This is a genomic window from Acetobacter conturbans (assembly GCF_011516755.1).
Taxonomy (GTDB): Bacteria; Pseudomonadota; Alphaproteobacteria; order Acetobacterales; family Acetobacteraceae; genus Acetobacter; species Acetobacter conturbans.
Genome location: NZ_WOSY01000025.1, coordinates 1 through 13,499, shown reverse-complemented (window position 1 = coordinate 13,499; position 13,499 = coordinate 1). Strand labels below are relative to the sequence as shown.

Here is a 13,499-nt window from a genome sequence, read left to right as displayed (position 1 = left end):
TTATTCTCCCTCCGAGAGATCGACGTCGTGGCCGCCACTGGGCCGGTCGCCGCCCTTAATCGCCTGTGCGGCCGCATCCGCCCCGCCCCTGATCCGGTTGTTGCGCTGCATCCGGCTGGCCCAGGCGGGCGGCTTGCCGGCAGAAGCTCCGCCAGCGCCAGAAGCGGTCGCACCTCCCGCACCGCCAGTCGCGGCGGCTCCGCCGGCCTGATAACTGGTGCGGACACTGGCCATGGCGCGGCGCAACGGGCTGGCGGCGGCGGACAGTCCGGCCTTCGCGACGCCTGCAGCACCTCCGGCCTGATAGGCGGCGGTCGTGCCGCCCGCGACAAAGGCCCCGCCACGCACCGCGGCTGCCGCGGCTCCCACAGCCAGTCCGGCTCCGGACGCAGCGGCCACACCGGCACCGACGACCCCGGCCGCCGTGGCGACGGCGGAACCGGCACCCAACTGCGGACCGCCGGCGATCAGCCCATTGGCCAATGCCGGGCCGAACACGGTCAGACCGAGCAGCGTCAGGGAGGCGAGGATCAGGGTCAGCGCGTCATTGATGGTCGGCGGGTTGTTGAAATCGCTGGTGAACTGGCCGAACACTGTCGAGCCGATACCGACGATGACGGCGAGCATCAGCACCTTGATCCCGGACGACACCACATTGCCCAGCACCTTCTCCGCGAGGAAGGCGGTGCGACCGAACAGGCCGAACGGCACCAGTACGAAGCCTGCGAGCGTGGTCAGCTTGAACTCGATCAGCGCCACGAAGAGCTGGATCGCCATGACGAAGAAGCTGATGACCACGATCAGCCAGGCAATCAGCAATACCGCGATCTGGATCGCATTGTTGAAGATGGCGACGAAACCGACCAGCGAGGAGATCGAGGTCAGGATCGGCTTGCCGGCATCAATGCCGACCTGCGCCAACCGCCCCGGCTGGAGCAATTGCGCCTGGGTGAGGTGCCCACCACCCGCCTCAATTCCGAGCCCGGCAAAGGATTCATAAATGATCCGTGCCAACCCGTTGAAATTGCCGATGATGAAGGCAAACATCCCGATGAACAGGGTCTTGCGGATCAGCCGCGCCAGCACGTCCTCATCCGGCGCCAGCGCCCAGAATAGTCCGGCCAGGGTGATGTCGATGGTGATCAGTACACCGGCGAGCCAGTGAACGTCGCCCTGCACCAGACCGAAGCCGGAATCGATATACTGGGTGAAGATGGCAAGGAAATTGTCGATGACGCCGGTGCCCTGCTGCATGGCGTCACCGTGCCGCGTCGGGCGCGAAAAAGCGCTTGCGGTTCTCGGCCCAGATCGCAGCGCAGGCCGGGTCGCCGTCGGCCTTCATGCCGAGCGCCTGGCAGCGCGCGAGACCGGCGACAAGCCGGTCACGCGAGCCTGGTGGCCCGAGATCCAGCACCTCGACGTCACGGGGCACATGCCGGAGATGCAGGCTCGCGGCGACCAGAATCAGAACGACCAGCCCGACGGCAACGAGCCGGAAGACGATCGGCGGGGAGAGACGTAACCCGCGCATCAGTGGAACATCTGCGCGGTGCCAGGCGTATAACCGGCCCCGTAATTGAGGAAATTCGCCAGTTGCGCCCTGCCCTGCTCCTCGCTCTCTTCCTGACGCGCGCCTTCCAGCGCCTGGGCGCGGCCCATCGCCATGACGACTGCGGTAAGGTCGGCAAGCTGGCGCGTCTGCAGCGCGGTAAGCTGGTTGCCCGATTGCGCGGCCTGTAGGGCGCCCGTCGCCGCCTGGCTCGACGTCACCAGACTGTCGATCTGGCTGCGCGTGGCATCGAGATTCTGCACCGCGCCGGTCTGCACGCGCAGCCCGTCCTGATAGGCGCCCCGCGCGTTCTGCCATCGCGTCTGGGCGTCGGCGGTCATCTGCGCCGCCGAACTCGGGCTACCCAGCGCCTGCGGATAGGTCTGCGAAAACGCCTGATCGATGCTGGTCAGGTTATAAGAGAGCCCCTGCGCCTGGCCGACGATCTGCTCGGTCTGCGCGATCGACTGCTCCAGCGGTGCCAGCACGGAGAACGGCAGACTGGTCAGATTGCGGGCCTGGTTCTCCAGCATGGTCGCCTCATTGAGCAGGCTCTGCGCCTGCTGGTTGACCTGCTGCAATTCCCGCGCCGCAATCAGGACGCTCTGCACATGATTGGCACCGTCATAGACCGCCCATTGCGCGCGGGCCGGCGCGCTCAGGACAAGCGGGAGCACAAAGCCAGCGCCGAACATGAAAGCTGATTTTTTTATCAGCATGTTTCTCATGACCCCTCTCCCGGATTGAGCATCTCGACCGCCCACTCGACGCCTTTGTGCGCCAGCCAGGCAGCCGCCAACCCGTCACGGCCATGACGGGAAAAAATCCGGTCGATGGCGGTCTGGTCGTCGGGTGACGACGCGGCGGTGAAAGCCAGCGCCACCTCGGATAGGCCGAGATCGAACAACCGGTTGCCGCGACGGGACTGACAGTAATAGTCGCGCTTGGGTGTCGCCCGGCTAAGGATCTCGATCTGCCGGTCGTTCAACCCGAACCGGCGATAGATCGCGGTGATCTGCGGCTCCAGCGCCCGGTCGTTGGGCAGGAATATACGGGTCGGGCAGCTTTCGATCAGCGCGGGGGCGATCGGACTGGCATCGATATCGGCCAGCGACTGGGTGGCGAAGATGACGGAGGCGTTCTTCTTGCGCAGCGTCTTCAGCCATTCCCGGAGCTGTCCGGCGAAGGCGCGATCATCCAGCGCCAGCCAACCCTCGTCGATGATCAGCAGCGTCGGGCTGCCATCAAAGCTGTCCTCGATGCGGTGGAACAGATAGGACAGCACGGCGGACGCCGCGCCGGAGCCGATCAGCCCCTCGATCTCGAAGGCCTGGATATCGGCGACGCCGAGACGTTCATGCTCGGCGTCGAGCAACTGTCCCCACGGGCCACCAACACAATAAGGCTGCAACGCCTGCTTCAGCGCCAGTGATTGAAGCAGCGCCGACAGACCGGTGAGGGTGCGTTCCGCGACCGGGGCCGAGGCCAACGAAGTCAGCGCCGACCACAGGTGTTCCTTGAGGTCGGGGGCAACCGCGACGCCCTCGCGTTCCAGCAGGGTCGCCACCCATTCCGCCGCCCAGGCCCGATCGCCCAACTCATCGATCCGCGCCAGCGGCTGCAACGCGACTGCATCATTCCCATCCTGCGACAACGCGCCGCCGAGATCATGCCAGTCGCCACCCATCGCCAAGGTAGCAGCGCGGATCGAGCCACCGAAATCGAAGGCGAAGATCCGGGCACCGGCATAGCGGCGGAACTGCATCGCCATAAAGGCCAGCAGCACGGACTTGCCGGCTCCCGTCGGCCCGGCGATCAGCGTGTGGCCGACATCGCCGACGTGGAGTGCGAAGCGGAACGGCGTCGAGCCTTCGGTGCGGGCATAGAACAGCGGCGGCGCGTTGAAATGCCCGTCCCGCTCCGGCCCGGCCCACACTGCGGAGAGCGGGATCATATGCGCCAGGTTCAGGGTCGAGACGCAGGGCTGGCGCACATTGGCGTAGACATGCCCCGGCAGGCTGCCGAACCAGGCTTCGAGCGCATTCACCGTCTCGCGCATGCAGGTGAAGTCGCGGCCCTGGATGGTCTTCTCCACCAGACGCAGCCGGTCGGCGGCGATCACAGGATCCTCGTCCCAGACCGTGACGGTAGCGGTGACGTACGCTTGCCCGACCTGATCGGTGCCGAGTTCCTGCAACGCCGCATCGGCGTCGGCCGCCTTGTTGGCGGCGTCGGAATCCAGCAGCACCGAGGCTTCGTTGGTCATCACCTCCTTGAGGATGGCCATGATCGATTTGCGCTTGGCAAACCATTGCCGCCGGATCCGGCCCAGCACTTTCGTGGCGTCAGTGCGGTCGAGGCAGATCGCCCGCGTCGACCAGCGATAGGGAAAGGCCAGACGGTTCAGCTCATCCAGCAGCCCCGGCCAGGTCTGGGTCGGGAAGCCGGTCACGGTGAGCGTGCGCAGATGGGCGTCGCCCAGGCGCGGCTCCAGCCCGCCGGTCAGTTCCTCGTCGACCAGGATGGCGTCGAGGTGCATCGGAATCTCGGGCACCCGCACCCGCTGCAGGCGCGTGGAGATGCAGGAATGAAGATAGGTCAGGGTCTCGGCGTCATCGAGCCAGTCGGCCTCCGGCATGAAGCCGTCGAGCAGCGCCAGCACCCGATCGGTCTGGTCGATGAAGCCCGCGACCACGGCCTGCCAGTCGGAACCGCCACGGGCGCGGTTCTCGTAGAGCCAGGCTTCCGCGCGGGCGGCATCGTCCGCGGGCGGTAGCCAGACCAGGGTCAGGAAATAATGGCTCTCGTAATGCGCCCCCTCTTCCTCGAACTGCGCCCGGCGTTCGGCGTCGACCAGTTCGGAGGCTGGATCTGGGAACGGGCTGGAAGGATAGCCCCGCGCCTGGCGGCGCTGCGCTTCAACGAAAATGGCCCAGCCGGACCCAAGCCGGCGTAGGGCGTTGTTCAGGCGGGACGTGATCGCGACCAGTTCCGAGGCGGTCGAGGAGTCCAGGTCCGGGCCGCGGAACCGGGCGGTGCGCTGGAAGGCGCCATCCTTGTTCAGCACCACGCCCCGGGCGACCAGCGCCGCCCAGGGCAGGAAATCGGCCAGCCGGTCACGGCGATGGCGGTATTCGGCGAGGTTCAGCATGGCGCCCTCACCCGACCAGATGGGTGGGATAGCGCAGATGCCGACGCACCACGTCGACGAAGGCAGGATCGCGCTTGGCGGCCCAGACGGCAGCGAGATGGCCGACCAGCCAGAAGATCCCGCCGGCGATCCACAACCGCAGCCCGAGGCCGATTGCCGCCGACAGCGTGCCGTTGACGATCGCCACCGTGCGCGGCGCCCCGCCGAGCAGGATCGGCTCGATCAGGGCGCGATGCACCGGGGCGGTGAAGCCGGGGATGGCGTCCGGCTCCATCAGATCAGCGCCCCGCCCGAGAAGGAGAAGAAGGACAGGAAGAAGCTGGACGCGGCAAAGGCGATCGACAGGCCGAAGACGATCTGGATCAGACGGCGGAACCCGCCCGAGGTCTCGCCGAAGGCCAGGGTCAGGCCAGTCACGGTGATGATGATCACCGAGATGATCTTGGCCACCGGCCCCTGCACACTTTCCAGTATCTGGTTGAGCGGTTCCTCCCATGGCATGCTCGAACCGGCGGCATAGGCTGGGGCCGACAGCAGGGCGAGCGAGAGGGTTGCGCCGGCCACGACAAAGCGACGGCGCAGAGCGATCATGTGGGTCATAACGGATCTCCGGCGGGTGCGAGGATGTAGTCCCCGTCCGGGCTCAGGCCCTGGACGGTGGCGAGTTCAGCCAGCCGACGCGCGCTGCCGCGCCCGGACAGCACCGCGATGACGTCGATGGTCTCGGCGATCAGGGCGCGCGGTACGGTGACGACGGCTTCCTGGATCAATTGCTCCAGCCGGCGCAGGGCGCCGATCGCCGACCCGGCATGCAGGGTGCCGACGCCGCCGGGATGGCCGGTGCCCCAGGCCTTGAGCAGGTCGAGCGCCTCGGCGCCGCGCACCTCGCCGATCGGAATCCGGTCGGGGCGCAGACGCAGCGAGGAGCGGACCAGGTCGGAGAGCGAGGCGGCGCCGTCCCTGGTGCGCAGGGCGACCAGATTAGGGGCCGCGCATTGCAATTCGCGGGTGTCTTCGATCAGCACCACCCGGTCGCCGGTCTGCGCGATCTCGGCCAGCAGCGCGTTGACCAGGGTGGTCTTGCCGGTGGAGGTGCCGCCGGCAACCAGGATGTTCTTCCGCTCGGCGATGGCGCGGCGCAGAAACGTGGCCTGTGCGGCGGTCATGATCCCGCCAGCCACATAATCGTCGAGCGAGAACACCGCGATGGCCGGGCGCCGGATGGCGAAGCAGGGTGCCACCACCACCGGAGGCACCAGTCCTTCGAACCGTTCCCCGCTTCCCGGCAGTTCGGCGGAGACGCGCGGACTGCCCGGATGGACCTCGGCCCCGACATGGTGGGCGACCAGGCGGACGATCCGCTCGGCGTCGGCTGGCGCGATCCGGGTGCCGGTGTCCTCCATCCCGCCGGCCAGCCGGTCGATCCACAACCGGCCGTCGGGATTAAGCATCACCTCGACGATCGACGGATCGTCGAGATGCCCGGCAATCGCCGACCCCAGGGCGGTGCGCAGCATGCGCGTGCCACGGGCGACGGCTTCGGAGCGGAAGGGAGCGACGGACACAGGAAACCCCGCATTTGACCTCCCGAGGGAGGCGGTGGATCAGCGGGGTCGATTAGAAAGAGCCATGAACACGGAAGCGCAACAAGTGTCTGATGGGTGTAGGGCGCTGGGATAGAAGAACTTGCATAGGGGTGTGTCGCCGTTTCAGCGGTGACGGGGCGAAAGGGCGCTGCTACCGTTTGCGGAATCGACCACGACACGGACCTGCGCCCGCATGAGCAAAGCCTTCATTGCCGCCGTTCTTCAGGACTCCCTTGCCTGCACCGGCGTTGCCACCGCCAAGGCCGCCGATGATCTGGTTGGTGCCATTGTCGCCGAACTGGAGCAGGAGGGTGGCTTCACGCTGCCGTCCTTCGGGACGTTTTCCGTCCACAAGACCAAGGCCCGCAAGACGCTCAATCCCCGCACCGGTGAGCCGGTGAAGGTCAACGCCGGCAAGACCGTGCGGTTCAAGGCTAGTCCGAATCTCAAGAAGGCGGTCTGATTGGCCGCATCGTCCAATGACCTCCAGACGGTAATGTTCGGGAATAGAAGATAGGAGACTGGCAGTTTCCGCCCTCTTCTCGGACACTTAGGTAAGAGTTTGGCCTTTCGTAAAGCAGACATTATTGGTTCAAAACTTTACTATCGAGTTTGGGGCGATGGCGGACTAGCCCGCATATCTCACACGAGTGGGTGCATCGGGCTCTGAAATTGGTGAAAGTTCTTGTTGAAAAAGGAAAATCCGCGAGCGAGATCGGAGACCCGATGCAGACAGAGTGTAGCGTTGGCCATGTCCTCAAGATTTCTGTGAGATATGCGGGATAACAGCGGGGTGGGTGCGACAAGATTGCTATTCTATCAGGCAATGGAGGCCGTCAAAGAGGGAAAATTGCAAGTTGTGCTTGCGGCTTTACAGTCAAACCCCGTTCCAGTCAGCCTTCTTTATACCTGTCATGATCTACTGCCATTGAAGATCAGGGGCTTTCTCGACTTCGCTGTCCTGCAGCTTCGCGAACGCGTCGCTATAGGTAAACGGGACTTTTGAATCTTGGCGCCATGCTCCTGGTTCAAAGGATATATCTGATTGCTGCAATTCGCTTGAGGGCCATCTAACACTCAACATCTGGCCAATAATAATAAATGATTAAGACGTTTCACGTTTCGTCAGTTGGGCGATCTCGAAGGGCGTAATGACGTCTGCCAGAGTGCAGTCATTCAGAACCGCCATCATCGCCTGCGTTGCCTGATTAAGGCCGCTCCGCAGGCGGCAGGCGGGCATTAACTTGCAGAGCGTCGTCTCAGCGCTCTTTTCCAGACATCCTAGCAGAGCCATGTTTTCTTCGAAATAGCATACGACATCGCCGATCATGATGTCCTTCGCTGGCCGTCCAAACCGTAGGCCACCGTTACGACCGCGCAGGGTTTCGGCGAATCCCCCCTGGCCCAGCTTGTGGACGACCTTGACCATATGTGCCTCCGAGATCCCGTACGCCATGGCGATTTCACGAATGGAGCAGAGTCGTTCGGTCCGGGCGCCCAGATAGATCAGGGCGCGCAAGGCATAGTCGGTTTGCAACGTAAGTTTCATGGTCGGGTAAAGATGCACCAACTTGACATGTTTTCCAATACGGTCAAAAAGATGTGCGGATCGTAAACCCTAAAGGAGGGCACCATGTCCGCTCCTCTCGACGACAAGACGCGCGCGATCATCTCCGCGACCGTCCCCGCGCTGAAGGCGCACGGAACGGCCATCACGACAGAAATGTACAAGCGCCTGCTCTCCACCCCGGCCATTCGCGACCTGTTCAATCTCTCCCATCAGCAGGATGGCGAACAGCCCAAGGCGCTGGCGCTGGCAGTGCTGTGCTATGCCGAACATATCAACGACCTCGGCGCGCTCGGCGGCATGGTCGAGAGAATTGCTGAGAAGCATGTCGGTCTGAACATCCTGCCCGAGCATTATCCATATGTAGCAGAGGCGCTACTCGGCGCGATCGGCCATGTTCTCGGGGATGCCGCGACGCCGGAGATCGCCGAGGCGTGGGGCAAAGCCTACTGGTTTCTGGCGGATATCCTTATCGGCCGTGAGAAGCAGATTTACGACGAGCATAAGGACGCACCGGGAGGTTGGGCCGGATGGCGCGCTTTTCGCGTTCGCTCACGTCGCGCCGAGACTCCGACAATCACCTCGTTCGAACTGGTTCCCGTCGACGGCGGCGCGCTCTTTCGCCATAAGGCGGGACAGTATCTCAGCTTCAAGCTGGATGTTCCCGGTCATGGCTCTCAGCGCCGGAATTACAGCATTTCCTCGGAACCCGGCGCGGATCATTACCGCATTAGCGTGCGACAACAGGATGGCGGCGTCGTCTCGACATGGTTGCATGAGACGGTGAAGGAGGGAGACATGCTCCAGGTTGCCAATCCCGCCGGTGATTTCTTCCTCGACGAGACAAGTGAATCTCCTGTCGTGTTCCTGACGGCCGGTGTTGGTCTTACGCCCGTGATGTCGATGCTCGGCGAGCTGGCGCAGACATCCGTGAAGCGGAAGATTCACTACGTTCACGGCGCGGATACCGAGGCGTTGGCAGCTTTCCGTCCGGAAATCGAAGACCTTGCCAGCCGAGGTATTCTGGCGGCGGATTTCTTCTATGCGAAAGAGAGCGTGCCCGCTGTCAGTCATGGTGTTGCCGCCCACGCTGGGCGTGTCACGACCGCTTGGGTAAAGCAGAACCTCGACCGTTCCGCGACCTATTACATCTGCGGGCCGGATTCCTTCATGAGAGATATGGTCGACGCGCTACGGACCGAGAATCTGCCGGCGAAGCAGATCCGTTACGAGTTCTTCGGCTCCGCCGCCGACCCCGATCTGGTTCTCTCCGCAGCCTGATATTTTTTTGGGCGTTCACAGTGAGGGGGCGCGCCCCCTCACACGACCTTATCAGGAGCTAGTGTCCTGATCGAGAAGTTTATATGATTATCCTGATGGCAGGGGTAATCGAATGGGACGTGTAGCGGTTGCGATTGAACTGACGGCATTGGAGCGTCAGGAACTGGAATCTCTGGCAAGGGCGCGCAAGACGGGCCAGGCGCTTGCGCGGCGAGCCCGTATTGTCCTTGCCGCAGCCGATGGGCATGAGAACAAGGCGATCCGTGACCTGACGGGCGCGGACATCAACACGGTTGGCAAGTGGCGCCGGCGTTTTGCGACGGACCGTCTGGACGGGCTTTACGATGAACCCCGGCCGGGGACACCACGCTCGATCGGCGACGGGGAAATCGCGGAGACGATCCGCCGGACACTGGAAGAAACCCCGCGCGGTGCTACGCATTGGTCGCTGCGCTCGATGGCACAGGCCGTGGGATATGCACCGTCAACGATCCATCGCATCTGGAAAGCGTTCGGGTTACAGCCGCATCGAACAGAGACCTTCAAACTGTCGAACGACCCTCTCTTCGTGGAGAAGGTCCGCGACATCGTTGGTCTGTATATGGCACCGCCGGAGCGTGCGCTGGTACTGTGCGTGGATGAGAAGAGCCAGATCCAGGCGCTGGATCGCAGCCAGCCCATGCTCCCGATGCGGCCCGGCCAGGTCGAGCGGCGGACACATGACTATACCCGCCACGGTACGACCTCACTGTTCGCAGCTCTCGACATTGCCACCGGCACCATCATTGGAAAGTGTTATCCGAAGCACCGATCCACGGAATTCCGCAAATTCCTTGACCAGATCGAAACCAATGTGCCGACTGACCTCGATATCCATCTGGTGATGGATAACTATGCCACCCACAAGACGAAGCTGATCCGTGACTGGTTGGCCAGGCGCCCGCGCTGGCACGTTCATTTTACGCCGACCGGGGCCTCATGGATCAATCAGGTGGAGCGGTTTTTCGCTCTCGTCACTGAAAAGCAGATCAGGCGCGGCATTCACCGTTCGACCGAAGCCCTGGAGGCCGACATCAGGGCTTTCATCGCCGTCCATAACGAACAGCCCAAGCCCTTCAAATGGACCAGATCCGCCGACGACATCCTGCAGGCCGTCAAGCGATTCTGCCTCCGTACTACCAAAATCAGCGAAACTTCAGAATCAGGACACTAGTGCGATGTCGGACTCATCTTCCATTGTCAGGCCGGTCGCGGATCCGGTCAGTACCGTCCTGAAATGGATTCTCCTCGCGACCGGTCTTCTGACTGCGGCGCTTCTCATCTGGACGACACAAGCGACCTACAAGGGTGCGCCTCCGCAGCCGGAGAAATTCGTCTCGGCCGACGGCTCCATTCTCATGACAGGTGCGGATATCGTTTCAGGAAAGGGCGGTTTCCAGAAAGCCGATCTGATGGACTATGGTAGCCTGTATGGCATGGGCTCCTATTATGGCGAGGATTACACTGCCTCAATCATGAAGCGGCTGGCGCTCGCCACGCGCGATAACATCGCAAGCGCAGACGATGGTGCGGCGTTCGCATATCTTCCGAAAGAGCGGCAGGACGCCATTACGGCGAAAATGCGCGACGATCTTCATCATCTCGATCTAACTGCCTCGACTGTGACGCTGCCTGGCGAGCTTGTGGCGGCGATCGTGTCCGTCCGCATGGCAACCGCGGACGGTCTGCTCCATCCGAACCGCAAGGCCGGCTGGACCGCAGCACAGAGTCTCTCACCCGCGCTCGCGGTCAAGACGGCCGACTTTCTGATCTATTCGGCTTTGACGACCGTCGCATGGCGTCCTGGCACGAACTATTCCTGGACACAGAACTGGCCTTACGAGCCGCTGGTGGAGAACGCTCCGACGGGCGAGACTTTCATCTGGACATGGGCGAGCTTTGGCTTTGTTTTTCTGGCTTTTGGTGCCGTGCTCTTTATCTACGAATATTGGCTCAACGACGCAGACACGGCGGCTCGGGACGCGGAGCTTCTCGTCGTTCATCCGTTGACACCGAGTCAGAGGAAAGTCTGGAAATATTTCCTTCTGGTTGCGGCACTGCTGCTGGTGCAGATTCTGGTCGGCTCCGTCATGGCCCATATGTATTACGACCGGACGAGTTTTTACGGTATCGATATTAATCGATACGTTCCGTTCAATGTCATGCGTGATCTTCATATTCAGGCGCCTATTGTCTGGATCGGCCTGTCGTGGATCGGCGCGGCGCTGTTTCTTGCACCGGTCATCGCCGATGGAAAAGAAGCCAAAGGTCAGGGCTGGCTCGTGGACGCGCTGTTCTGGGCAACGGTCTTCGTAGTGGTCTGTGGCCTGGTGGGAAACTATCTCGGTGTCATGGGGGTGATCGACGGCAACTGGTTCTGGTTCGGAAATCAGGGGTTGTCCTATATCCAGCTCGGCCGCTTCTGGCAGATTGGCTTCTTCGGAGGACTGCTTTTGTGGAGCGTCCTTGTGATGCGGGCTCTGTGGCCATCGGTTTCATTGTGGACTCGTGCGGCGCGCAGTTTCTGGTCCGGTCATATCCGGCTGGAACATCTCATCTGGGCGTCTACCGTTAATGTCGCACTGCTGTATGCCTGTGGCATGATTCCGCTGACGGGCATTGAGAAATCCTTCACGATCTCGGATTTCTGGCGCTGGTGGGTCGTCCATCTGTGGGTTGAACAGTCCTTCGAGTTCTTCGCGGCGGCGATGACTGCCTGGACGCTGATGGCCACGGGGTTGATATCGCGCTGCCTCGCCGAGCGAGGCATGTATTTCGAAGTCATCCTGATCTTCCTCGGTGGCGTGATCGGCACGGGGCACCATCTTTACTGGGCGGGCGAGCCGAGCCTGTGGATCCCATTCGGCACGATGTTCTCCTTCATCGAGGTGCTGCCACTTGTATTGCTTATCATGGAGGGAATCAGCCACTATCGAATAATCAGGAAGCAGAAGGATTTCCGCTATCGTCTCGGGACCATCTATGTCATCGGTGCTGCGTTCTGGAACTTCGTGGGCGCCGGGGTTTATGGCGGCGGTCTACTGAATGCGCCACTGGTGAACTATTATGAACATGGCACCTTTCTGACGCTCAACCACGCGCACTCGTCTCTTTTCGGCGCGTTTGGCGAACTCGCGATCGGTTTGATCTATTTCTGCCTGCGTTACATTCATGCTGAAAAAGCCGGTTTCTCCGAACGAGCTGGCCTGTGGGCATTCTGGCTCTACAATGCGGGACTGGTTTTGTGGACGCTGCTCAATTTCTTCCCAATCGGCTGGCCTCAACTGCTCGCAGTCTATCAGCATGGCTATGCTTACGCCCGCAGCGCCGAATTCTATGACAAGACCCTGTTCTGGCAATGGATGCGGCTGCCGGGCGACGTTGTCTTTGCGGCTGGTGCACTGATTATGGCGTGGGATTTTCTTGTCAAGCTTACGCCGGTCTATCCTGGTTGGATGCGGCGGTTCATTCCCGGTTCGAGGACACTTGCCGCGAGCCGTCCGGTGGAGAACGTGTCATGACGGCGCAACATGACACTCCGGATGTGAGGCTCAAGCGCGTGTACGATGCCTCCGCGCCCAGCGACGGCCTGCGCGTGCTGGTGGACCGCCTTTGGCCGCGAGGGCTGCACAAAGCCGACGTGAAGATGGATTTTTGGCTGAAGGACGTGGCGCCAAGTCCGGACCTGCGTCACTGGTTCGGCCATGATCCGGCGCATTGGGACGAATTCCGGCTGCGATACCGTCATGAGCTTTCAAACGGAAATGCCGAGATCGCCCGTCTTGTGGGACTGGCGAAGAAAAGCAGGATCACGCTTCTTTATGCGGCGCATGATCCTCTCCATAACCATGCACTCGTTCTTCGGGATTTTCTGTGCGATGTCGCGACGGTTAAATCTTCGAGCCATGGACGAGGGGATCAGTCATAACACAACACGTTGATTTCGCAGAACGCCTCACTCGGGCGTTGCTTGAAACGCGCGCTGATGCGATCCTCGCCGCCGACCCGGGGGGATCATCCGATTCTGGAACCCGAGCGCGGTAAGAAACTTCGGGTTCACCAAAGATCAGGCTCTTGGTCGCTCGCTTGATATCATCATTCTCGAAAAGCTACAGGTACGGCAGCGGGAAGGATGGAATCGCGTGCTTCAGACCGGTCAGAGTCGTTATGTGGCGGACGAGTTGCTTGCCGTTCCCGCGATGACGTCCGACGGTCGGTAATCCCCCCATAAAAAGAGTGACTTTTGAATGAGAATTTTCTCAGCGTAAGAATTGAGGAGATTCTGATGAAGAGTGATCGCTTTACTGACGCCCAGATCATGGGTGT

The 13,499-nt window shown here is 61.8% G+C and carries 14 protein-coding genes; 6 read left to right on the top strand and 8 right to left on the bottom strand.

Translation table 11 applies throughout. From position 1 onward, the window contains the following. Genes trbL through trbB form a run of 7 tightly spaced genes read right to left on the bottom strand, consistent with a single transcriptional unit; the run spans nt 1 to nt 6,265 of the window. On the bottom strand, nt 1-1,254 hold the full coding sequence (trbL, locus tag GOB81_RS15540; RefSeq protein ID WP_053323601.1) for a P-type conjugative transfer protein TrbL: 1,254 nt from the start codon (nt 1,252-1,254) through the stop codon (nt 1-3). A gap of 4 nt (nt 1,255-1,258) precedes the next feature. Continuing rightward, nucleotides 1,259-1,531, bottom strand: coding sequence for a putative entry exclusion protein TrbK-alt (gene trbK-alt, locus GOB81_RS15535; RefSeq protein ID WP_173571232.1), 273 nt, complete (start codon nt 1,529-1,531; stop codon nt 1,259-1,261). Next, on the bottom strand, nt 1,531-2,277 hold the full coding sequence (gene trbJ / locus GOB81_RS15530; protein ID WP_173571231.1) for a P-type conjugative transfer protein TrbJ: 747 nt from the start codon (nt 2,275-2,277) through the stop codon (nt 1,531-1,533). Before trbJ ends, trbK-alt begins: the two co-directional genes overlap by 1 nt. Further along, complete coding sequence (gene trbE / locus GOB81_RS15525) at nt 2,274-4,700, bottom strand: conjugal transfer protein TrbE (RefSeq protein ID WP_173571230.1); 2,427 nt, start codon at nt 4,698-4,700, stop codon at nt 2,274-2,276. Before trbE ends, trbJ begins: the two co-directional genes overlap by 4 nt. Before the next feature lie 7 nt (nt 4,701-4,707). After that, nucleotides 4,708-4,974: a VirB3 family type IV secretion system protein gene (locus tag GOB81_RS15520; RefSeq protein WP_114726164.1), complete on the bottom strand. Its 267-nt coding sequence runs from the start codon at nt 4,972-4,974 to the stop codon at nt 4,708-4,710. Next, the gene (locus GOB81_RS15515) at nt 4,974-5,300 is read right to left on the bottom strand and encodes a TrbC/VirB2 family protein (protein WP_053323596.1); all 327 of its coding nucleotides are present in this window, start codon (nt 5,298-5,300) and stop codon (nt 4,974-4,976) included. The genes GOB81_RS15520 and GOB81_RS15515 overlap by 1 nt, the downstream gene beginning before the upstream one ends. Beyond that, a complete protein-coding gene (trbB, locus tag GOB81_RS15510) occupies nt 5,297-6,265 on the bottom strand; it encodes a P-type conjugative transfer ATPase TrbB (RefSeq protein WP_173571229.1) in 969 nt (322 codons plus the stop codon). Before trbB ends, GOB81_RS15515 begins: the two co-directional genes overlap by 4 nt. 214 nt (nt 6,266-6,479) lie before the next feature. Between trbB and GOB81_RS15505 the strand changes: the two genes are divergently transcribed. Then, nucleotides 6,480-6,749 (top strand): HU family DNA-binding protein, encoded by a 270-nt coding sequence (locus GOB81_RS15505; protein WP_146892221.1) that lies wholly within the window; start codon nt 6,480-6,482, stop codon nt 6,747-6,749. A gap of 642 nt (nt 6,750-7,391) precedes the next feature. On the opposite strand, the gene GOB81_RS15500 is transcribed toward GOB81_RS15505, so the two are convergent. Further along, nucleotides 7,392-7,835 (bottom strand): Rrf2 family transcriptional regulator, encoded by a 444-nt coding sequence (locus GOB81_RS15500; protein WP_062020778.1) that lies wholly within the window; start codon nt 7,833-7,835, stop codon nt 7,392-7,394. An 84-nt stretch (nt 7,836-7,919) separates the two neighbouring features. Between GOB81_RS15500 and hmpA the strand changes: the two genes are divergently transcribed. The 5 genes from hmpA to GOB81_RS18060 all read left to right on the top strand — a co-directional run bounded on the left by hmpA (nt 7,920) and on the right by GOB81_RS18060 (nt 13,393). Beyond that, a complete protein-coding gene (gene hmpA, locus GOB81_RS15495) occupies nt 7,920-9,134 on the top strand; it encodes an NO-inducible flavohemoprotein (RefSeq protein ID WP_062020783.1) in 1,215 nt (404 codons plus the stop codon). Between the two features lie 112 nt (nt 9,135-9,246). After that, a complete protein-coding gene (locus GOB81_RS15490) occupies nt 9,247-10,347 on the top strand; it encodes an IS630 family transposase (protein WP_019092710.1) in 1,101 nt (366 codons plus the stop codon). A gap of 4 nt (nt 10,348-10,351) precedes the next feature. Continuing rightward, nucleotides 10,352-12,694: a nitric-oxide reductase large subunit gene (locus GOB81_RS15485; RefSeq protein ID WP_062247520.1), complete on the top strand. Its 2,343-nt coding sequence runs from the start codon at nt 10,352-10,354 to the stop codon at nt 12,692-12,694. Then, nucleotides 12,691-13,101: a DUF488 domain-containing protein gene (locus GOB81_RS15480; RefSeq protein WP_062020791.1), complete on the top strand. Its 411-nt coding sequence runs from the start codon at nt 12,691-12,693 to the stop codon at nt 13,099-13,101. The genes GOB81_RS15485 and GOB81_RS15480 overlap by 4 nt, the downstream gene beginning before the upstream one ends. Nucleotides 13,102-13,186: 85 nt before the next feature. Next, a complete protein-coding gene (locus tag GOB81_RS18060; protein WP_173571242.1) occupies nt 13,187-13,393 on the top strand; it encodes a PAS domain-containing protein in 207 nt (68 codons plus the stop codon). Nucleotides 13,394-13,499 lie beyond the last annotated feature (106 nt).